The organism is Myxosarcina sp. GI1(2024), from assembly GCF_053543375.1.
The window spans coordinates 46278-65688 of the sequence record NZ_JBKGTY010000002.1 but is presented as its reverse complement, the minus strand read 5'-3'; the positions used below and the strand labels follow the sequence as shown (position 1 = coordinate 65688).

Genomic DNA, 19411 nt, shown 5'->3' with positions numbered 1-19411 from the left:
TTTTGAAAATTTAGTTATATTGATTTTCAATAAAGATTTTGCTCTAGATTATAAAGCATTAATTAAGTGCTAAATTTAACGAATATAATTGTGGTGAAAATTATAATAAATGCATTAATAAATTACTTAAAATGTCCAGTTCGCTTTCGTCAATTAAATCGGAAAAGATCTTATTAGTTGACGATCGCGATGACAATTTATTAGTTTTATCAACCGTACTAACTTCGAGAGGTTATGAAGTCAGACAAGCTAATAACGGCAGACTGGCATTAGAAATCGCTAAGTCGAGTGCGATCGATCTCGTTCTGTTGGATATAGCTATGCCAGAAATGGACGGCTATGAGGTCTGTCGACAGCTAAAAGCCAATACTCGTACTAAAGATATTCCGGTTATTTTTATCAGCGTTCTCGCTGAAACGCCAGATAAAGTTAGAGCTTTTACTAGCGGTGGTAGCGACTACATAACCAGACCCTTCGATATTGAAGAACTCATTATTAGGGTTCAAAATCAGCTAGTAGTAAGTAGTTTACAGACAAAATTAAAGACTAAAAATCAGCGTCTCAAAATGTTAGTCAGTCGAGACGATTTGACTAAAATTGCCAACCGCTATTGCTTCAACCGTTACTTAAAACAGGAATGGCGCAGAGCATATCGAGAACACTATCCCTTATCTCTAATACTTTGCGATGTCGATTATTTCAAGCGGTATAACGATCGCTTCGGTCATCAAGCAGGAGATATTTGTTTGAGAAGAGTCGCTCGCGCTATATTCAGTGCAGTCAAGCGTCCGGCAGATTTAGCAGCGCGTTATGGTGGAGAAGAATTTGCGGTGATTTTACCTCAGACACCATCGGCAAATGCTTTAAAGGTAGCCGCAACAATCCGTCAAGCGGTCAAAAACCTCGAGATTCCTCATCCAAATTCAGCGATAAGCAATTTTGTCTCTCTAAGCTTAGGAGTAGCCTCGACGATTCCTACTGTAAGAACTAATAGATTGCAGTTAGTCGCTGCTGCCGATGATGCACTCTATCGAGCCAAAACTCAGGGACGCGATCGCGTCGTTTTGTCGCCAAATCTCAGCAGATAAATAAAAAAAGTGGTTTTAGTTAAAACCACTGACGAGCCGCTTGAGTTTGAGAAAACTACAGATTTATGCCGTAGCAAATTCTGCCTGTGGACGTTTACTATTGCGAATTCCTTCAATCGCCTCAGCGTAATCGGAAGCTTTAAACACTGCAGAACCAGCGACGATCGCGTTAGCACCCGCTTCTAAAACCTGCCAGGTGTTGTGAGCTTTCAAGCCACCGTCAACTTCAATCCAAGGATCGAGTCCTCGTTGGTCGCAGATTTGACTTAGTTTTCTGACTTTATCTGCCATCTCGGGAATGAAACTCTGTCCGCCAAAACCAGGGTTGACACTCATAATTAAAACCAAATCGCACATGGGAAGAGCGTATTCGATCAGTTCTAAAGGCGAGGCAGGATTGAGTACCACACCTGCTTGCTTACCTAGATCGCGTATTTGACCGAGAGTCCGATGTAAGTGAGGAGAGGCGTTGTGTTCTGCATGAACGGTAATAATATCTGCCCCGGCTTCAGCAAAGTCCTCGACATACTTTTCTGGCTCGACAATCATTAAGTGAACGTCTAAGGTTTTTTCAGTCAGAGGACGGATTGCTTTAACGATCATCGGTCCGATAGTAATGTTAGGTACGAATCTACCATCCATAACATCAACGTGAATCCAGTCTGCACCAGCTCTATCTACTGCTTTAATTTCTTCACCCAGACGGGTAAAATCTGCCGACAGGATCGAGGGGGAAATAACAGTTTTTTTATTACTCATAATTTATTTATTTCTCTGATAAAAATCTTTTGTATCGAGCTTAACAAAAATTTTAGATTTCCCCTTTTACCTTATCACGTTTTTAGCTATGGGGAGCGAAATCGAGCTGAAGATCTGACCACAGCAAGACTCTAAAACCGAGAGCGATCGAGCTGATTAAAATTCAACTTGAGCCAGTCGCTGCTGAAGCATTTTAGGAAATGCCGCATAGTATTTTTGGTTCAGGGGAGAAGGATGGGGTAAAGGTAGCAAAATGATAACTTTTTGGTGAGTCATACCCATGTCGTCAGTGGCAGTCAAATTAACCCGTTGCTTAGCCTCAAAGCGATCGCTCTGTTTGTAAAAACTATCTAATTCTCCTTTAGGAGCGTAGGGAGCAAACCATTTAAAGGCTTCCGTACCTAAAGTTATAATTCGATCTCCCTGCCAGTGAAACAGCAATAATTTTTCTACAAAAGGTCGAAAGCGGTTTTTAACCTTCATTAAATACGCCTTATTGCCCGGGGGTTTATAGGGAACGGTATTGGTCAGCAACACGCGATCGCAGGTAGTTTTGTCCAGTTCTTTTCTCGAAGGAGCTTTTTCTCGATGAATGGCATAATAAAATCCCTCTCTAACCATAGTTCCCGAGGCACCAATGAGAGGCTGACGAGCATAAACCTCGTCTTTGCCCAAATCTCTGCCAAAAAAACACAAAGGACTGTTTAAATTACCCGCATATAATATCGGTTGAGTGGGTTCGAGGTTAGCTTCACGATAGACAGCCATGTCGAGAGGGAATTTTTCTCGTTCGGCTTCCTGCTTTACCGCAGCAATTAAAGTTTCAATTTCGGACATATTTGAAGATTAGGCAGTAAAAATCGTTTGTATTATCTCATTTTTTCTCTGGCGAATTTTACTGACTAGGTATTAATTAATTAGTCGGTGGTGTAGGTGGTTGGGGAATTGAGTAAGGATTATAGGGATCTAAGCCTTGAGGAAGCCCGGGTATAGTTGCGGGGGGATTGAAATCATTGGGTTCTGGAGCCTGAGAACCTTCAGGAAGGGTAGCTAGAGCCACGCGATCGCCTCCTACTTCTCGTAAGATATCTAATACTTCTACCACTTCTCTATAGGTAGAATTCTTCGCAGCATACAAGACCATTAAACCATCGGGATTGGTCTGATTGTACTTTTTAATTTCCCAAGTCAAATCGCTGCGACTGACTAAATCCTGCTCTACGTAAAGTTGACCGATGTCGTCTATGGACACGACTAAGATATCCTGCATCTGAGGCGTACCAGTTTTTGCCTGGGGTAAATTCAAACTAATTGCCTGTTGTCGAGAAAAATTAACCGCCGCCAGGATAAAAAAGGTCAAAATACAGAAAATAACATCGATTAGAGGCAAAATTTCAATTCTGGTTTCACTTTCGCGACTATCATCCTGCCAAAGTCTAAAAGGTCTAATTGGTGAAGAACGATACTTAGATTTATTTTTAGTAATTTTTTTATTAGTAGAAGTCATGTTAAATTTACTCACTGGCTATCAAGATGACGCTCGCTTATCTTTGTTCTCCCGTTTCCCTAGCTTCAAAGGGAAAATCCTCCCTATGCGGTGGTTCTGACTCGAGATTGACAAAAGAATATTCATCGGCAACTACTATCTCATCATCTTCTCCATCCCATTTTTGACGATAGATTACTTCTAGTTGACTGGCAGCTTGGCGTAACAGCCTGACCTGATTCGACCAAAAAGCGTGAAACAGCCGGTAAAACGCCAGACTTATAATTGCCACTAATAATCCTACTGCAGTAGAAATTAAAGATTCCCCAATCCCCAGGGTAACTCCGGAAGTTGAAGCAGTACCCAAATCGCCAATTTGGATCGAACTTAAAGATTTAATCAAACCCCAAACCGTTCCAAATAATCCCAATAATGGAGACAGAGCAATCACTGCTTCTAAGAGTTTGTCTCCTTTACGCATTCTGGCTAATTGTTCGTCGGCAGCAGATTCTAAAGCGAGGTGAAATACTTCGGGATCGGGATCGGAATATTTAAAAGGTGCGTGAGCAAAACTTCCCATAGGATGATTGATATGTTCGCTGGCAACTTTTTCTACCAAATCCCAATTGCGCTCGGCTGCGGCGATGATTCTGTGGTAAATTTGTTTTTCTCTGAATAAGACCCTCGACCAAAACCAAATACGTTCTAGAATCGTAGCTATAGAAAGAACGGACAGCAATAGCAAAGGCCAAATGGCTATGCCTCCTTTAGCAATTATTTCAGCAAAGTTCATGGTATCGTCTTACCTCCAGTAATCTTGGTTGCCAAAACATTTCTTCCACAGTTTAAGTTATTCAAATTGTCTTGATGTTAAATTTTAATCCTCCTACAAATAAATCAATGTTAACTGACGTGAAAAGGCACTAGACGACCTAGCAGTAGAGGCGACTTGAGGCTTGTGTGTGGTTGATGTCTGTTTGAGAAACGCAGGTTATATATTTATGTTTCAAAATAAAGTGCCAGAAAAGGCGAGCGAAACTATAGAAATCCGCTGGTTTGAATCTGGAGAAGTACCGGCAGAAGTGGAAAGTTGGTTTCTTAGTGACTGCCTACAAGATACTACAGGCGAACCAGAAGCCAGAACTGACTTTTATCTTTATTTACCAGAATCGACTACCGTTAGCTGTAAATGGCGACAGGGAAACCTCGAACTCAAGTGGCGACAGGCTCAGCGGGGAGAGCGAGAATTTGGCGATGCCGTGTGGTCGGGACGGGTAGAACGATGGTACAAGTCGCTCGAAGGTGAGTCAATCGCTCAAAACCAGCTCGCTCGCTTTGTACCCAGCAAATTTTGGATTGGTGTGAGGAAACAACGTCAGCAGCGTGAGGAATCTGGCGTGAGTGGAGAATTAACTAGATTAGAGATCGATTCTCAACTGTGGTGGAGTATTGCTTTTGAAGCGATCGATGGCGATGGCGATCGCTTCGTTAAAATTCTCGATCGCGTCTGTAAAACCTACTGTGGACCCCAACTATCGCTTCATAACTGTTTTGGCTATCCCCAACTGTTAGCAGAAAAATGTTTGAAAAACTCTAACTTATAAGAGAGGCAAAGCAACCGCGATCGGGATCAAGATCGATTGAGAAGTTTATCCAATTAAACCAGATGATTGAAACTCCTCCTACCAAACCTCCACAACCAGTGCCATCGCCAGAACCCCAACCCGTTCCCAATCCCGTTCCGCAACCAGTACCATCGCCAGAACCCCAACCCGTTCCCAATCCCGTTCCGCAACCAGTGCCAACGCCGGAACCTCAACCGGTACCAACACCAGAACCCCAACCAATTCCCTAACCTAACTAAGCCGCTTATTTTGTAAGCTTATCTCTATGAAATAATGCAAATGCAAGCGTAGCTAAAGATAAATTAAATTATCACAAAAAAATTGATAAACACCTACGTTTCGAGACCAATATATTCGACAATATTTGATATCAAACTCTAAAGTAAGCAACTAAATCAGTAAATATGTACGTTACCAGCGACCTGCACGTTATCGAAACCAGACCATTGTTAAGCCCTGCCTATATTAAAAGCGAATTTCCCATTGAAGAATCCACTGCTGTCTTGGTGACGAGAACTCGCGATCGCATCCGTAATATTTTATCTGGTGAAGACCAGCGAATGTTGGTGGTTGTCGGACCTTGTTCGATTCACGATGTCAAGGCGGCAATGGAATATGCCACTAGACTAGCTGCCCTGCGTACCGAACTAGAAGACAACTTAGAAATATTGATGCGGGTATATTTTGAAAAACCCCGCACTAACGTCGGTTGGAAAGGATTGATTAACGATCCTCACCTCGACAACAGTTACGATATCAATACGGGACTAAAAACCGCTAGAGAATTGCTACTCAATCTAGCAGAGCTTGGACTGCCTGCAGCTACCGAATTACTCGACCCGATTACTCCCCAGTATATTGCCGATTTAATTTGCTGGACGGCAATTGGAGCCAGGACTACAGAAAGCCAAATACACCGACAAATGGCATCTGGTTTGTCCATGCCCGTGGGCTACAAAAATGGTACGGATGGTGGTTTTAAAGCTGCGATTAATGCGATGTTAACGGCAAGAATTTCCCATCATTTTTTGGGAATCAATCAGGATGGACTAGCGAGTATCGTTACAACTACGGGCAATCCCGACGGACATTTAGTTTTACGAGGCGGCGCGAGCAAACCCAACTACGATGCCCAACACGTAGAAGCAGCAGTCACTGCTTTAAAACAAAAAACCCTAAATTCTAGGTTGATGATCGATTGTAGTCATGGCAACAGTAATAAAGACCACACCCGTCAGCCACAAGTTTTAGACAATATAGCCCAACAAGTAGAAAATGGTTCGAAACAAATTATTGGCGTAATGATTGAAAGTCATTTGGTTTCGGGAAGTCAATCTATTTCCAATAATGGTAAGCTTTTAGTTTACGGTCAAAGTATTACCGATGGCTGTGTCGATTGGTCGACTACGGAAAAAATGTTGCGCTCTCTAGCACGATCGGTAGCTAAAGGTAGATCGGAAAACGATAAAAACCCCATTTTTCTAGCAACCAATTAGTTTTGAGGCTCAGAGGGAAATGTATCGCGAGCGTCTAAATAATACAAAAAGCAGAAAAAATGACCGCCATATGTCTAGAGGAAAAAAAATTAACAACGACGGTCAGCTATTTTTAGTACGATAGAAGTCCAATTTTAGATGCGCGATCGTAATATTTCTTGATAAATCGTAAATTTTTCTCTGGCGCTCGAGCTTAAAATTTAAATTTATCGATACCGCTTCTAAATTGCTCATCTTGGATTGTTTTTTGGTTTAAATTTGTCATTTATAATCTAAACTCCGTCCTCAAAAGCCCGTAGATTTTAACTCGATCGGGAGTAGATAAAAATTGAATCCCAGTAACTCAATCAGCGAAGCCCAAATAAACCAGCTAGTTGCCAAAGCCACGGAAACTCTTCAAAATGCCTATGCTCCCTATTCTCAATTCAGAGTGGGTGCGGCAATTTTAACTCATGCAGGTAATATTTTTACCGGCTGTAATATTGAAAATGCCTCTTACGGTTTAAGCATGTGTGCTGAGAGAAACGCAGTGGCTGCGGCGATCGCTACAGAAGGAGGGGATAAAATGAAAATCGATGCGATCGCTATAGTTAACGACCGTCAAATTCCTTGTTCTCCCTGTGGTGCCTGTAGACAAGTGATTTGGGAATTTGGCAAAGATGCCGTAGTAGTTTTTCAGGGTAACGGTCAATGGCAATTCAACCAAGCTAGAGAACTATTACCCGCAGGATTTTCTTTTTAACTTCCTTCCCTCTCAGAAAAGCGAAAGCAAGAACTATCTAGCTTTTGGTGAAAATTGCTATCTTGGTTGGGCTGAAAGTTATATTGTAGGTAGATTAAAAATGCACAAAATTCGAGTCCGCAATGAAGCCATATCTCGCCGCCGCCATTCAAATGACCAGCAAGCCCGACCTCGAACAAAACTTGCTCGAAGCAGAAGAATTAATCGATTTAGCAGTACGCAAAGGAGCAGAATTAGTTGGTTTGCCTGAAAACTTTGCTTTTTTGGGGCTAGAAACAGATAAGCTAGCTAAAGCTGCAGATATTGCTCAAAAAACTCATGAATTTTTGAAAAAGATGGCGCAGCGTTACCAAATAACCATCTTGGGAGGAGGTTTTCCCGTACCAGTAGCAGACAATCCAGCTAAAGCTTACAATACGGCAGTTTTGATCGCGCCCGATGGCAAACAAGTCTTACACTATCAAAAGGTTCATTTATTCGATGTCAATGTTCCCGACGGTAATACCTATCAAGAATCTGCCACGGTAATGCCAGGAAAAGAGTTGCCGTCGATTTATACTTCCGAGCATTTGGGTAAAGTAGGGATCTCGATTTGTTATGATGTGCGCTTTCCGGAATTGTATCGCCATCTTTCCCATCGAGGCGTCGATGTATTATTCGTTCCGGCAGCCTTTACCGCCTTTACTGGAAAAGACCACTGGCAGGTATTACTACAGGCAAGAGCGATTGAAAATACCGCTTACGTAATCGCACCGGCTCAAACTGGTAATCATTATCAACGCCGTTACTCTCACGGTCATGCCATGATCGTCGATCCTTGGGGAGTTATTTTAGCCGATGCGGGAGTGGAACCAGGAGTAGCGATCGCCGAAATTAATCCCAATCGTCTCCTGCAAGTGCGTCGCCAAATGCCTGCTTTAAACCATCGAGTATTTGTTTGACCCTTTATTCCTTATCGTCAATCTTAAAATAATTTATTTAATGACCCAGCGCTCGCCGAGAACCAGTTTTAATTCTCGACCCCAGAAACGTTTTGCCCAACATTGGCTGCGCAGCGAAAAAGTTTTAGAGCAAATTATCGCAGCGGCAGAATTAAAGCAGAGCGATTGTGTCTTGGAAATTGGTCCTGGCACGGGAGTTTTAACTAACCGTTTATTATCTGAAGCCGAAGCTGTAGTTGCCGTGGAAGTCGATCGCCACTTATGCCAAAAATTGCTGGAAAAGTTAGGTACAAAAGACAATTTTTTGCTGCTGCAGGGAGACTTTCTAGAACTAGATTTAAAATCTATGCTCGAGCCTTTTCCTAAATTTCAAAATCCCAATAAAGTAGTTGCCAATATTCCCTACAATATTACGGGTCCAATTATTGAAAAGCTATTGGGAAAAATTGCTCGTCCTGCTACCCAAACATATGACTCAATCGTCTTATTAGTGCAAAAGGAAGTAGGAGAACGCCTGATCGCAACTCCTGGTACTAAAGCTTTTGGCGCATTATCACTCCGCGTACAGTATTTAGCTAGCTGCGAATTAATCTGTCAGGTTCCTGCCAGAGCATTTTATCCACCACCAAAAGTAGATTCGGTAGTAGTTAGGCTACATCCACGTTCCCTTGCCAAGCCTGCTGTTAATCCCAGTCAGTTAGAAACATTAATCAAACTTGGTTTTGGCAATCGCCGTAAAATGTTACGTAATAACTTAACTAGTCTCGTGGCAAAGGAAGATCTTGAGAGATTACTGTCTAAATTAGACTTTAACCCCAAGTGTCGCGCAGAAGACCTCAGCTTGCAAGACTGGATTGCTTTAAGCAATAGCATCAATCTTTGATGTAGCAATATTATATTATCGATCGCATTACCCCCAAGGGAGATGGGAAATTTTTACTTAGCTTGCAGCTATTTTAGTGTCTAGCATTAGTCGTTCGAGGCAATTGCTATAAATCTATCTAATAGTCCATCTTTTTATAACTTTAAGTAGAAGTAAATTTGTTGTCGAGCGAGATAAATTCTAACAAGTGGCAGCCTATCGGCAAAAAAAAATTTAGAAATAGAAATATAGTTGTTATTCAGCGATCGAAAACATTATGAGCGACACCACAGTCAAAAAAGTTAGTTCGGCTCATTCACCAAAAGGAGACATGGGTCAAAAATATTTAGCCAGTGGTAAGAGTATATCCATGCGTCTATGGGAAAAAGAGCAACCTGCAGAACCTAAACCAGACCAAGCTAGAGAATATGAGACAGTAGGCTATGTAATTCAAGGTAAAGCAGAATTACATTTAGAAGGCCAGGTAGTAAAACTAGAACCAGGTGATTCTTGGGTAGTACCAAAAGGAGCTACTCATACCTACAAAATTGTCGAACCATTTACTGCAGTAGAAGCTACTAATCCTCCAGCCAGAATTGACGACAGGGATGAAGTGTAAGTCGAGCTTGTCCAAGAGGTTAAATAAACAATCTTCTTGGTAATCTGGTGAATTACAGCAGTTTTCGTTTGGGTAGACTACATCTTGGTATTAGGCAGGAGTCAGGAGTCAGGAAGCAAAAGAAAAAAGTCGCTCGGTTGTGTTCTATTCAACTGAAAAGCGCAGTAAGTCAGTTGCAGACTTACGCAAAAATAAAACCATGACTCATCTCTTATATGGGCTAGATGCAGGTAAAGATATCGGTCACTACGGTAGATGAGTTTTAACAGTTATAACTTACTGTGATTTGAAAAAATAAAAGTGATAGTGTAATTAAATTAGGCGATTTGAGGATCTGTCAATAAGTTTGTGTCAAAGAAAGTTAAAGTGGAAGCCGTCCTTCAAACTCGATGGCAAATCGATTTAAAGCAGCTTTCCAATCCCGTAAAGGTCTAGTCCATCTCTGAGATAAGTTATTAATCGCAAGATAAATAACTTTGAGCGCAGCTTCATCTGTTGGAAAAATCCGATGATTCTTCAACACTTTTCTAAGAGTCATATTCATCGACTCGATCGCATTAGTGGTGTAAATAATGCGACGGATTTCTGGAGGAAACTGGAAAAACGGAATCACGTGCTGCCAGTGAGCCAGCCAAGACCTACTAATTGGGGCATAAGTGGAGTCCCACTTGTCAGCAAAAGTTATTAGTGCCTGTTCGGCTTCAGCTTCAGTAGCGGCAGTGTACACTCGTTTGAGGTCAGCGGCAACAGCTTTACGGTGTTTGTAGGAGACATAGCGTAGGGAGTTCCTGACCATGTGTACCATACATAACTGTACGCGGGTTTGCGTAAATACCGTTTCAATCGCTTCGGCGAAGCCCGTCAGACCATCGATACAAGCAATAAAGATATCCTTGACTCCACGATTCTTTAACTCAGTTAACACCGACAGCCAGAATTTTGCCGTTTCTGTCTGGGTCATCCACAGCCCCAATAACTCCTTATCGCCTTCGATGTTGATTCCCAGAGCTAGATGGACGGCTTTGTTGATGACTCTTCCCTCCTGTCTGACTTTGACGACCAAAGCATCAAAAAAGATAATTGGATACACTGCCTCTAGGCTGCGATTTTGCCACTGGAGTCGCTCTTCATGAACCGCATTGGTTACTTGAGATACCAGGGCTGGCGATACTTCTACTCCATAAAGGTCTTGTAGTTGGGCTTGGATATCACGAGTGGTCATTCCTCTCGCATACAGGGCGAGAATCTTGTCATCGAAGCCTGTAAAACGAGTTTGTCCTTTTTTGACCATCTGAGGCTCGAATTGGCGATCGCGATCGCGAGGCACGGCAAGTTCCGCTTCGCCAAACTCCCCCTTAATGGTTTTACGGCTGTGTCCGTTGCGTCGATTTTGTCGCTCTTTTTTGCCCCGCTCTGCCTTCTGAGTCTCTAGATGTACGTCTATTTCAGCTTCTAAACAACGCTCTACGAGTTTTTTGGTCAGTTGTTTGAGGATTCCTCCTTCTCCAATAAGGTCTTCTGGTTTTTCATAGTCTTTGAGCAGTTCATCAATTAACTCTGGTCGAAAGGTCATAGTCTCATTCCTCACATTAATTCTATTTATTAGAGTGTGTTTTGACCTTTGACACAATTTATTTTACATACCCCGATTTGAGGTTGCCAGGCTTGATTGTTTTTCATCATGACATTTAAGACAATTAGAAGTTTGTGCATACAAGCAGTGAGAGCACGGGGCTTACAAGCTCTTGAAGTAAATTCAAGAGACAGCCCCTCAACTTTTTGGAGCTTGCCTTTATTAACTAAACGTTCATAAAAAGTCTTTATTGTGGGATTAAAACGTACCGCAACTAGAGTTGCCATATACAGAACACAACGAACTTTAGCTCGCTCACCCCAAATCCTACGCTTTTCCCTTTCCCCTGACTTCTGCAAGAAGTCTAATAACTCTCACTATCTATTACTTCACTTTATAAGGATTTAACTTCAAGGAAATCGAAATTGAGGATAATTGCTGGCTGGGTAGCGGAGTAAATATATGAATATATTTATATTTCGACGGTAACCATTGGCACAGGCAGCGTCATTGTTGCTGGAGCAGTTGTATGTAACTAAAGACATACCACCCTACTCAGTTGCCGTTGGTGTGCCTGCTAAAGTTATCGACAGCCGAAAATGAAAATCCTAAATAACCAAAAAACCAGCTATGTGGATTTGTTTTGTGGTTGAATAGCGACACAAATTATAATAGCGATAAGCAAATTTCTGTTTGAAGATAGCACTACGTTAAAAATTTATCCCAGTAGTTTTGTACAATTTACCCTTTCGTACACAAAATAACTTTTAAAATGATTTTAGCTATGGTAGGTTAAAAAATGAAATTAACAAACAAAACAAACAAGCGATTTTAAGCATTCAAATAGAGCTGTTAAAAATATTGAAAATTGCTGATTAAAGTGTTAATTTAACTATTCGAAAATAATCTATTCTATTCTATTCTATTAGGAAAAACATTAGTCATGATTATCATGTTTGCTAATGACTGAATATAAACAAAAGCGTATTAGTCAAATTAAAAAATCTGAAGCAATAAAATTGATTAAAACTGCTTCTCAAGATACGACAATAATTATAGATTTAGATGAAACGCTATTTTTACGTAATTCTACAGCCGAGTATCTCGACACCCTCAGACCTCGAATACTCGGATTATTACTATTAAAGTTTTTATACTTTGTCCGACCCTGGAGTTGGTTGCCTATATCTTTTAAAGGTTTAAAAGTAAGAGATTGGTTTTTAGTTACAGCATCAACGATTTTATTTCCATGGACGTGGTTTTTATGGCAAAAAAAAGCCAAACAATTAGCCGAACACTACCAAAATAAAGAATTAATTGCTGCTGTCAAACAGAATGGTAGTTCTCCTATTATAGTCGCTACCTTGGGATTTAATTTTATTGTCAATCCTATTCTTAATTCTTTGCAAATAAATTGCGATCGCTTGGTTGGATGTCGATTTTGGCAAGGAGCACGAGATAGATGTGAAGGCAAGTTACTAATGCTAAAAAAAGTTTTATCGCTGCAAGAAATTGAATCTGCGCTCGTCATTACTGACTCTGATGAAGATCTGCCTCTATTGCAAGAAGTAGCCTACCCTTGTTTGGTAACTTGGCCTTTAGCCAAATATACTTTACCACTAGAAAACGTTTATTTGCCATTTTTTTATGTAGAAAAAGTCAAGCGAATCGGACAAAAATATATTTACAAAGTTATCTTGTGGGACGATCTACCACTATTATTTTTGGCTTTTTCCTGGCACACCAGCCATCCTTTACTACACGGCATTAGTATCTTTTTACTATTAGTTTCCTTTTGGTGTGTTTATGAAATAGGCTATTACGAAAACGATCTCGTAGCTGAAAAATACGAAGAAAAACCCAGGTTATCGGTCGCATATCATAGCTATAAGCAAATGATGAAAACTTGGACTCCTTGGCTTTGGTCTGGAATTTTTGGAGTTTTAGGAATTGCTTGTTTGACTAAAGCTAGAGGGGTAAATCTACCGATTAATTATGAACCAATATCCGACCGATTAGCATCACTCAATCCAGTTTTGTTACCTTTAACTTACTGGGTTCTTTTTTTACTAGCCACTAGATTTTGTTTTTGGATCTACAACTATCTTAATAAATCTACGAGGACTTGGTTGTATTTGTTACTTCAATTTTTTAGATATTATGGTTTTCTGGCGGTAACGGCAACTAATATTATTGGTACGAGTTTATTATCTAGTCAGATAATTTGTCGCACGATGCTTTATATCGTGTATCGTTACTCAGGTGGTAGTGACAACGATTGGCCGGTACATGTACCAGAAAAATTATTACGCTGGCTGATATTTACGTTTATTTTATCGGCGATCGCGATCGGTGCTAGAGATTTATCGCTATGGCAAAATTGGCAAACCTGGGCAATTATGGCGTGGTGTCTCATTCAAGGTCACAGGCAGATTCTTAGAGTGGTCGGTCAGTTCAAGCCCATTATCAATCTGCAAGTCAAAATAGAGCCTGTTGCCGATGGTAAAAATGTGTAAGTATAATGTATGTCAGTAGTAATTAAGAAAAAATTTAAAATTTAAGGGAAGAAGATCGCTTCACAACTAATTAAACGGATTCGATCTGAAAAAAGAGATAATGGGGTTCAAAAAAACAGACGCAAGTAATTGTTTTCCCCTACGTCTGTCCGACAAAACCTAGAACTTAAGAACTATTTACTTAAATTCGAGTTTACATTTTGCTAATAATTTTTTGTACGATTTGCATTCCGCTTACTGCTTGCCAACTAAATAACCCCAAAAGAACTATGTTTAAAGAAATATGAGTATAGCGAGCAAAATTATTTCCTTTTTGCATATAAGGAGCTAAAGCAGCAGAAGTAGCAATAATACCAGTCATACCTAATCCAGTTAGCAGATGGGGGCCGAAAAATAGTTTGCCATTGTTAATGTAAGTAACCGCCATTCCGCCGAGACTCCCTATCACCATACAAGCTAAAAGAATCGAACCAATTCGATAATGTCTTTGACCAAAATTCTTCTTAATTAGCTCTTTTCGAGTTTCTTTGTCTGCATCTCGAGTGACGCGAATTTGCCAACCAAGATACAAAGCATAAATTGATAGTCCTAATAAAATCCACATAAAAATTGGATGTCCAAACTGCGACCAAGTTTTAACTGATTCGGGAATCCCTAACTCCATAGTGTTCTCCTCTGTAATATTCCAAAAATTCTATTTAACAACATAACCTAATTCAGGTTTTTAACCAGTTGGTAAAATAACATTCCTAATTTACTTAGGTAAAATTTATTTTTGTCAAACCAATAATTACAGCGGTTCACAACTTGGTAAAGTCCAAATTTATTAACAGCCTAAAAGTTAAAATTAAGTAAAAAGCTAATAGTTCTAAATTCGTTATTCTCTGTAAAATGAACCAAAAATTGCCGTATTTCTAGGAAAACTGCTATTTACTTGCTAAATTCTCCTTTAGAACTACTAAGGAAGTTTAAGCCAGTTCTCGAACGTCAGCAACCTTACCTTCAACTGCTGCAGCTACTACCATTGCGGGACTCATCAGTAGAGTTCTACCAGTAGCAGAACCTTGGCGACCTTTAAAATTACGATTGGAAGAAGAAGCACTAATCTGATCTCCTTGGAGTTTATCGGGATTCATTGCCAAACACATCGAACAGCCAGGTTCGCGCCATTCAAAACCAGCCTCCAGAAAAATTTTATCCAAACCCTCGGCTTCTGCAGCCTGTTTGACTCTTTCCGAACCAGGAACCACAAAGGCTTTAACTCCCGATGCTACCTGTTTTCCTTTAGCCACTCTGGCTGCTTCTTGTAAGTCGCTCAATCTACCATTAGTACAGCTACCGATAAAGCAAACGTCTACTTTAGTTCCTTTGATAGGGTTACCCGGAGACAATTTCATATAACTATAGGCCTCTTTGGCGATCGCTCGCTCGTGAAGAGGCAGACTTTCGGCGGTGGGGATAGTTTCATTAACTCCCAATCCCTGTCCTGGTGTGATTCCCCAGGTTACTGTAGGTTCGATATCTGCCGCTTCAAACGTAACCACGTCATCGTAGACCGCATCTTCATCGCTACGGATACTCTGCCACCACTCTACTGCCTTATCCCAAGCCGCTCCTTGAGGTGCGAAGTCTCTACCCTTGAGATAGTCAAAAGTAGTTTTGTCGGGATTGATATAGCCGCACCGCGCACCGCCTTCTATAGACATATTGCAAACGGTCATTCTTTCTTCCATGGTCATTGCTTCAAAGGTAGTTCCCGCGTATTCATAGGCATAACCTACGCCACCTTTTACCCCTAACTTACGAATGACATGAAGAATTACATCTTTGGCAAAAACTCCAGGTGCCAGTTTGCCGTTAATTTCAATTTTGCGAACTTTTAATTTAGTTAGAGCGAGAGTTTGCGAAGCGAGAACATCCCTAACTTGAGAAGTACCGATCCCAAAGGCGATCGCGCCGAAAGCACCGTGTGTGGAAGTATGAGAGTCGCCACAGGCAACGGTCATTCCAGGCTGGGTCAATCCCTGTTCGGGGGCGATGACGTGAACTACACCCTGATTGCCCGAACCGACATTATAAAATTTAATTCCATAGTCTTTGGCATTTTGCTCTAGTGCCTGCATCATTTCTTCTGCCAAGACATCGACAAAAGGACGCTGGCGATTTTCTGTAGGAACAATATGATCGACGGTAGCGATGGTACGTTCGGGAAACAGTACTTTTAAGTTGCGCTCTCGCAGCATGGCGAAAGCTTGCGGACTGGTTACTTCATGGATGAGGTGCAGCCCGATAAACAACTGAGTTTGACCAGAAGGCAATGTGCCGACAGTATGTAAATCCCAAACTTTATCAAATAGGGTTCCCTTGCTCATATAATTTTTCGATAGTTATTATCTTTATTAAATATCTGTGGTTTATTTTACAATTTTTGCTTCCTCTGCTGCCGAGAGCCTATTTATAAAGTAAAATTTAAGCAGTCAAACAACGTAACATAATGCGTGTCATAACAGCATAAATAGCAGTTTCACTCATTTCAGGCAGGGGAATCGCAGCTATTTTGTATAAATTGTACTTGACAAAATTAAAGTCTAAAAACAGTAGCAGCAAAAATAGGCGAATTTTTTCCGTTCAGCTCAGCAGCAGGAACAAGTTCAGGAAGAGAGAGAAAGGTAAAAAGTTGTCTTGGTCAAATAACTATTTCCAGCCAGCAAGCTACCAAATTGAAGCTAAGAAAAGGAACTCGTTTAAGTCCTCATTTGGAGAAGTGCTGCCTGTTACTTGTGAGTAATGAATCTTTCATCAATGCCGAACAGGACATCAAAGTCTTAACAGGAATGAAAATTTCTCGTAGTACGCAACACAGGTTAATTAACAACTATTACTTGCCAGAACCGAAGATTAGCAAGAGGCTAAAGTCATTAAGTGTCGATGGTGAAACGGTAAGACTAAGTAGGTAGACAGAATTAAATGGAAAATAACAAGAGTTAGTAGCTCGCCCAAAACCTTTATTACTCTATTACTCCTGTCTCCTAACCTTCACAGTTAACTTTAATTTAGTCTATTTACTTAAGAACCAGGTTGGGACAGAAAAGCGAATGGAAAAATTATAAAGCAGTTAAGATTCATCAGGGAATAGGAATGGCATTTTTCCAAGACAATCAGAGTTTAGTCAAATGGGTCAACCAGCAACCATTGAGCCGAAAGGTCAATTGCTTGGGAGATGGTCAAGATGGAGTTGGGAAGATCGTCGAGCAGATTGGAACAAAGCAGCAGAGAAGAGAAATCTTGGATTGGTATCATCTGATGGAAAATCTCCATAAAGTAGGTGGTAGCAACCAGAGACTTAGACAAACCAAAAACTATCTTTGGCAAAGTTTAGTAGATGATGCGATCGCCGAATTTAATGATTTAAAGAAAAAACAAGCAAGGAATTTTCAGAATTATCTACGCAAACACCGATTTAGAATTCCTGATTATCAACTTTACCAAGAGCTTGGTATTTGTATTGGTTCGGGGTCTGTAGAGTCTTGGATTAAACAAGTAGCTTCAAGAATCAAGATTGTTGGCGCACAATGGAATCCCAAAAATGTAACTCAAATGCTGCGACTTCGCTGTGTATATTTAAACAAAGATGTTAGTTTGAGTATTTGTGCCTAGTTTAAAAGTGGGTTGCTCCCGAGGTAAGGAATGCTTTGAAGCATTTTCAGAATAATCATATATAAAATTGATTAACTTACCCACTGTGGTTATTACGGTTTTAAGTTAAAGCTAATTTCTAAGATGCGGGTTATTTTTGGCTGATTCGCAAATCAGCTTTTAGATAAACTGGAACAACAATCAAATATTGTACTTATTGTGTCTGATGTGAATAATTATAGGAAACATAAAATTGCCAAGAGTCAGAGGAAGCACAAACTGGTAATGTTGCAAAAACTTAAGACAAATTTGTAGTATTTAACAAACGTAAATAACTACTAGACCAGATGAACTCAAAGCAACCATTTAAGTGGAAACATTTTCAAGGAGAAATAATTTTACTTTGTGTGAGGTGGTATCTCCGCTATGGTTTGAGTTATCGTGATTTAGCAGAAATCATGCAAGAGCGAGGACTATCTGTAGACCACACCACGATTTACCGATGGGTGATGATTTATGCACCACAAATAGAAAGAAGAGCCAGAAAGCATCTCATCTCAACTAATGACTCTTGGCGAGTAGATCAAACTTATCTCAAGGTCAAAGGAAAATGGAAATATCTATATAGAGCAGTTGACAGCAATGGTATTACCATAGAGTTTATGTTTAGTGCCAGGAGAGATAAACAAGCTGCTAAAAGATTCTTGAAGAAAGCCCTGAAATCGAGACATAATAAGCAGCCAAGAGTTATTAACGTAGACCAAAATCCTGCTTATCCCGCAGCAGTTGAAGAACTTCAAACGGAAGAAATTATCTCTAGTGAGTGTGAATTGAGACAGAACAAATATCTTAATAATATCATCGAGCAAGACCATAGATTTCCGAAAAAGCAGGCTAAGTATAAATTATACTTTCAACATTTCCACTCAGCATGGCGGACATTAAAAGGGTATGAAATCATGAATGTGATTCGCAAAGGGCAAATAAAAAATATCGCTAAAGGTGACATCTTGGGACAAAGAAATTTTGTCTATTCTCTGTTTGGGATCGCTGTCTAAAAAATTAGTTAATCACAGGTATATTCTCTCTGTTCGGATTTTTTGCAACAGAACCGACAGAAGAGATAATTTGTCAATGTTAAAATAGTAAGTTAATTGCCAATAATTTTTAATATGCTTAAAAAGAGCGAATAGTCAAGAAGGCGACCACTCTATAAAAACTAACAATCATCAGGAAATTTGCTGTCTCACCCATGCTCGAAAATCGCGGGTTGTGGCATTTTCTCCATTGGTTTTAGCTTGTTGCAGAAAGCGAGGAATCTTTTTAACTGGTATCGGATTAAAAGTCAGGCTAAATTCAACTTCGGTTTATTGTCCATCTATAAGAGTATAAACTCGCAGTATGCTACCATTAAATCGCCAACATTCGGGAATTTCCATTGAGGCGTAAAGAGCTAATTTATCGATAGCAGAACGAGAATATTCAACTTCAAGCACTAAATCTGGAGGCGGATCTGTTGCCAGATCGATGTTTTCTTTACTCCTAACTAAAGACTCGTTTTGGATGTAATAGCTGCTATCTGGTTCTCCTCCCCGCTCTAAATCATCTCCGATCAGAGTTAACGAACCAGTTCGCTTAATTTCTAACCCCAACTCTTCACACATTACGCCAATAAAAGCTTCAATTAAACGATTTGAGTTTTCATGAGGCATTAATGGGGTCATGATTTCTACAATTCCCGAGCTATAGGCAATGCGATTATTGCGTTGAGAACCCATCTCTGCCAGTATAACCTTAAAAGTTTGCCAGCTAATATTTGTCAGTAATGTTCTAGTTTCTGCCAACGGCTCGATCGCAACCATAGCAATAGTCCCTATGCCTTTAAATCTAATTTTATATATCCATTATCAGACGATGCAATTAATCGAGAAAGTATTTACCAAAACCGCAATAGATAAAATAAATAAGACTTACAGAAGTGCGATCGCTCATTCTACGTCAATTGACTCGAAAGATAGGAGAATTACCTCCAGGGATGCACGTAGCGAAGCCATGCCGTAGGCTTATC

The 19411-nt window shown here is 40.3% G+C and carries 18 protein-coding genes and 3 pseudogenes; 12 read left to right on the top strand and 9 right to left on the bottom strand.

Annotated features, from left to right (window positions below; genetic code table 11):
- Nucleotides 1-131: 131 nt before the first annotated feature.
- Nucleotides 132-1088, top strand: coding sequence for a diguanylate cyclase domain-containing protein (locus ACLFKQ_RS09220; RefSeq protein ID WP_448999545.1), 957 nt, complete (start codon nt 132-134; stop codon nt 1086-1088).
- Between the two features lie 63 nt (nt 1089-1151).
- Here the strand turns inward: ACLFKQ_RS09220 and rpe are convergent, their stop codons facing one another.
- The 4 genes from rpe to ACLFKQ_RS09200 form a co-directional block, all read right to left on the bottom strand.
- Complete coding sequence (gene rpe, locus ACLFKQ_RS09215; protein ID WP_448999544.1) at nt 1152-1847, bottom strand: ribulose-phosphate 3-epimerase; 696 nt, start codon at nt 1845-1847, stop codon at nt 1152-1154.
- Between the two features lie 156 nt (nt 1848-2003).
- Nucleotides 2004-2684 carry a uracil-DNA glycosylase family protein gene (locus ACLFKQ_RS09210; RefSeq protein ID WP_448999543.1) on the bottom strand — a complete coding sequence of 227 codons (681 nt, stop codon included), beginning with the start codon at nt 2682-2684 and terminating at the stop codon, nt 2004-2006.
- Nucleotides 2685-2760: 76 nt separating this feature from the next.
- Entirely contained in the window at nt 2761-3354 is a 594-nt protein-coding gene (locus ACLFKQ_RS09205) for an ExbD/TolR family protein (protein WP_448999542.1), read from the bottom strand.
- Between the two features lie 37 nt (nt 3355-3391).
- On the bottom strand, nt 3392-4126 hold the full coding sequence (locus tag ACLFKQ_RS09200) for a MotA/TolQ/ExbB proton channel family protein (protein WP_448999541.1): 735 nt from the start codon (nt 4124-4126) through the stop codon (nt 3392-3394).
- A gap of 208 nt (nt 4127-4334) precedes the next feature.
- Between ACLFKQ_RS09200 and ACLFKQ_RS09195 the strand changes: the two genes are divergently transcribed.
- From ACLFKQ_RS09195 to ACLFKQ_RS09165, 7 genes are all read left to right on the top strand, one after another.
- The gene (locus ACLFKQ_RS09195; RefSeq protein WP_448999540.1) at nt 4335-4937 is read left to right on the top strand and encodes a hypothetical protein; all 603 of its coding nucleotides are present in this window, start codon (nt 4335-4337) and stop codon (nt 4935-4937) included.
- A gap of 62 nt (nt 4938-4999) precedes the next feature.
- Nucleotides 5000-5188 carry a hypothetical protein gene (locus ACLFKQ_RS09190; RefSeq protein WP_448999539.1) on the top strand — a complete coding sequence of 63 codons (189 nt, stop codon included), beginning with the start codon at nt 5000-5002 and terminating at the stop codon, nt 5186-5188.
- 174 nt (nt 5189-5362) lie between these two features.
- Nucleotides 5363-6454 (top strand): 3-deoxy-7-phosphoheptulonate synthase, encoded by a 1092-nt coding sequence (locus tag ACLFKQ_RS09185; RefSeq protein WP_448999538.1) that lies wholly within the window; start codon nt 5363-5365, stop codon nt 6452-6454.
- 328 nt (nt 6455-6782) lie between these two features.
- The gene (locus tag ACLFKQ_RS09180) at nt 6783-7196 is read left to right on the top strand and encodes a cytidine deaminase (protein ID WP_448999537.1); all 414 of its coding nucleotides are present in this window, start codon (nt 6783-6785) and stop codon (nt 7194-7196) included.
- A gap of 122 nt (nt 7197-7318) precedes the next feature.
- Nucleotides 7319-8137, top strand: a complete 819-nt coding sequence (locus ACLFKQ_RS09175; RefSeq protein WP_448999536.1) for a carbon-nitrogen hydrolase family protein — start codon at nt 7319-7321, stop codon at nt 8135-8137.
- Nucleotides 8138-8177: 40 nt separating this feature from the next.
- Nucleotides 8178-9020 carry a 16S rRNA (adenine(1518)-N(6)/adenine(1519)-N(6))-dimethyltransferase RsmA gene (rsmA, locus tag ACLFKQ_RS09170; RefSeq protein WP_448999535.1) on the top strand — a complete coding sequence of 281 codons (843 nt, stop codon included), beginning with the start codon at nt 8178-8180 and terminating at the stop codon, nt 9018-9020.
- A gap of 256 nt (nt 9021-9276) precedes the next feature.
- Nucleotides 9277-9618: a cupin domain-containing protein gene (locus ACLFKQ_RS09165; protein WP_448999534.1), complete on the top strand. Its 342-nt coding sequence runs from the start codon at nt 9277-9279 to the stop codon at nt 9616-9618.
- A 361-nt stretch (nt 9619-9979) separates the two neighbouring features.
- On the opposite strand, the gene ACLFKQ_RS09160 is transcribed toward ACLFKQ_RS09165, so the two are convergent.
- Together ACLFKQ_RS09160 and ACLFKQ_RS09155 are read right to left on the bottom strand one after the other, a co-directional pair.
- On the bottom strand, nt 9980-11191 hold the full coding sequence (locus tag ACLFKQ_RS09160) for an IS256 family transposase (protein WP_448998010.1): 1212 nt from the start codon (nt 11189-11191) through the stop codon (nt 9980-9982).
- A gap of 29 nt (nt 11192-11220) precedes the next feature.
- Nucleotides 11221-11532: pseudogene (locus ACLFKQ_RS09155) on the bottom strand (hypothetical protein); the annotation flags it as partial.
- Between the two features lie 59 nt (nt 11533-11591).
- Here ACLFKQ_RS09155 and ACLFKQ_RS09150 point away from each other — a divergent pair.
- A pseudogene (locus ACLFKQ_RS09150) lies at nt 11592-11794 on the top strand (acyltransferase); the annotation flags it as partial.
- A 359-nt stretch (nt 11795-12153) separates the two neighbouring features.
- The gene (locus ACLFKQ_RS09145; protein ID WP_448999533.1) at nt 12154-13707 is read left to right on the top strand and encodes a haloacid dehalogenase-like hydrolase; all 1554 of its coding nucleotides are present in this window, start codon (nt 12154-12156) and stop codon (nt 13705-13707) included.
- Nucleotides 13708-13900: 193 nt separating this feature from the next.
- Here ACLFKQ_RS09145 and ACLFKQ_RS09140 read toward each other — a convergent pair whose 3' ends face one another.
- Together ACLFKQ_RS09140 and leuC are read right to left on the bottom strand one after the other, a co-directional pair.
- On the bottom strand, nt 13901-14371 hold the full coding sequence (locus ACLFKQ_RS09140) for a DUF4079 domain-containing protein (protein ID WP_448999532.1): 471 nt from the start codon (nt 14369-14371) through the stop codon (nt 13901-13903).
- A 304-nt stretch (nt 14372-14675) separates the two neighbouring features.
- Entirely contained in the window at nt 14676-16079 is a 1404-nt protein-coding gene (leuC, locus tag ACLFKQ_RS09135; RefSeq protein ID WP_448999531.1) for a 3-isopropylmalate dehydratase large subunit, read from the bottom strand.
- A 766-nt stretch (nt 16080-16845) separates the two neighbouring features.
- Here leuC and ACLFKQ_RS09130 point away from each other — a divergent pair.
- Nucleotides 16846-17364: a hypothetical protein gene (locus ACLFKQ_RS09130; protein WP_448999530.1), complete on the top strand. Its 519-nt coding sequence runs from the start codon at nt 16846-16848 to the stop codon at nt 17362-17364.
- Nucleotides 17365-17690: 326 nt separating this feature from the next.
- The gene (locus ACLFKQ_RS09125) at nt 17691-18401 is read left to right on the top strand and encodes an IS6 family transposase (RefSeq protein WP_448997902.1); all 711 of its coding nucleotides are present in this window, start codon (nt 17691-17693) and stop codon (nt 18399-18401) included.
- A gap of 171 nt (nt 18402-18572) precedes the next feature.
- Here ACLFKQ_RS09125 and ACLFKQ_RS09120 read toward each other — a convergent pair.
- A pseudogene (locus ACLFKQ_RS09120) lies at nt 18573-19205 on the bottom strand (Uma2 family endonuclease).
- Nucleotides 19206-19411: the final 206 nt, after the last annotated feature.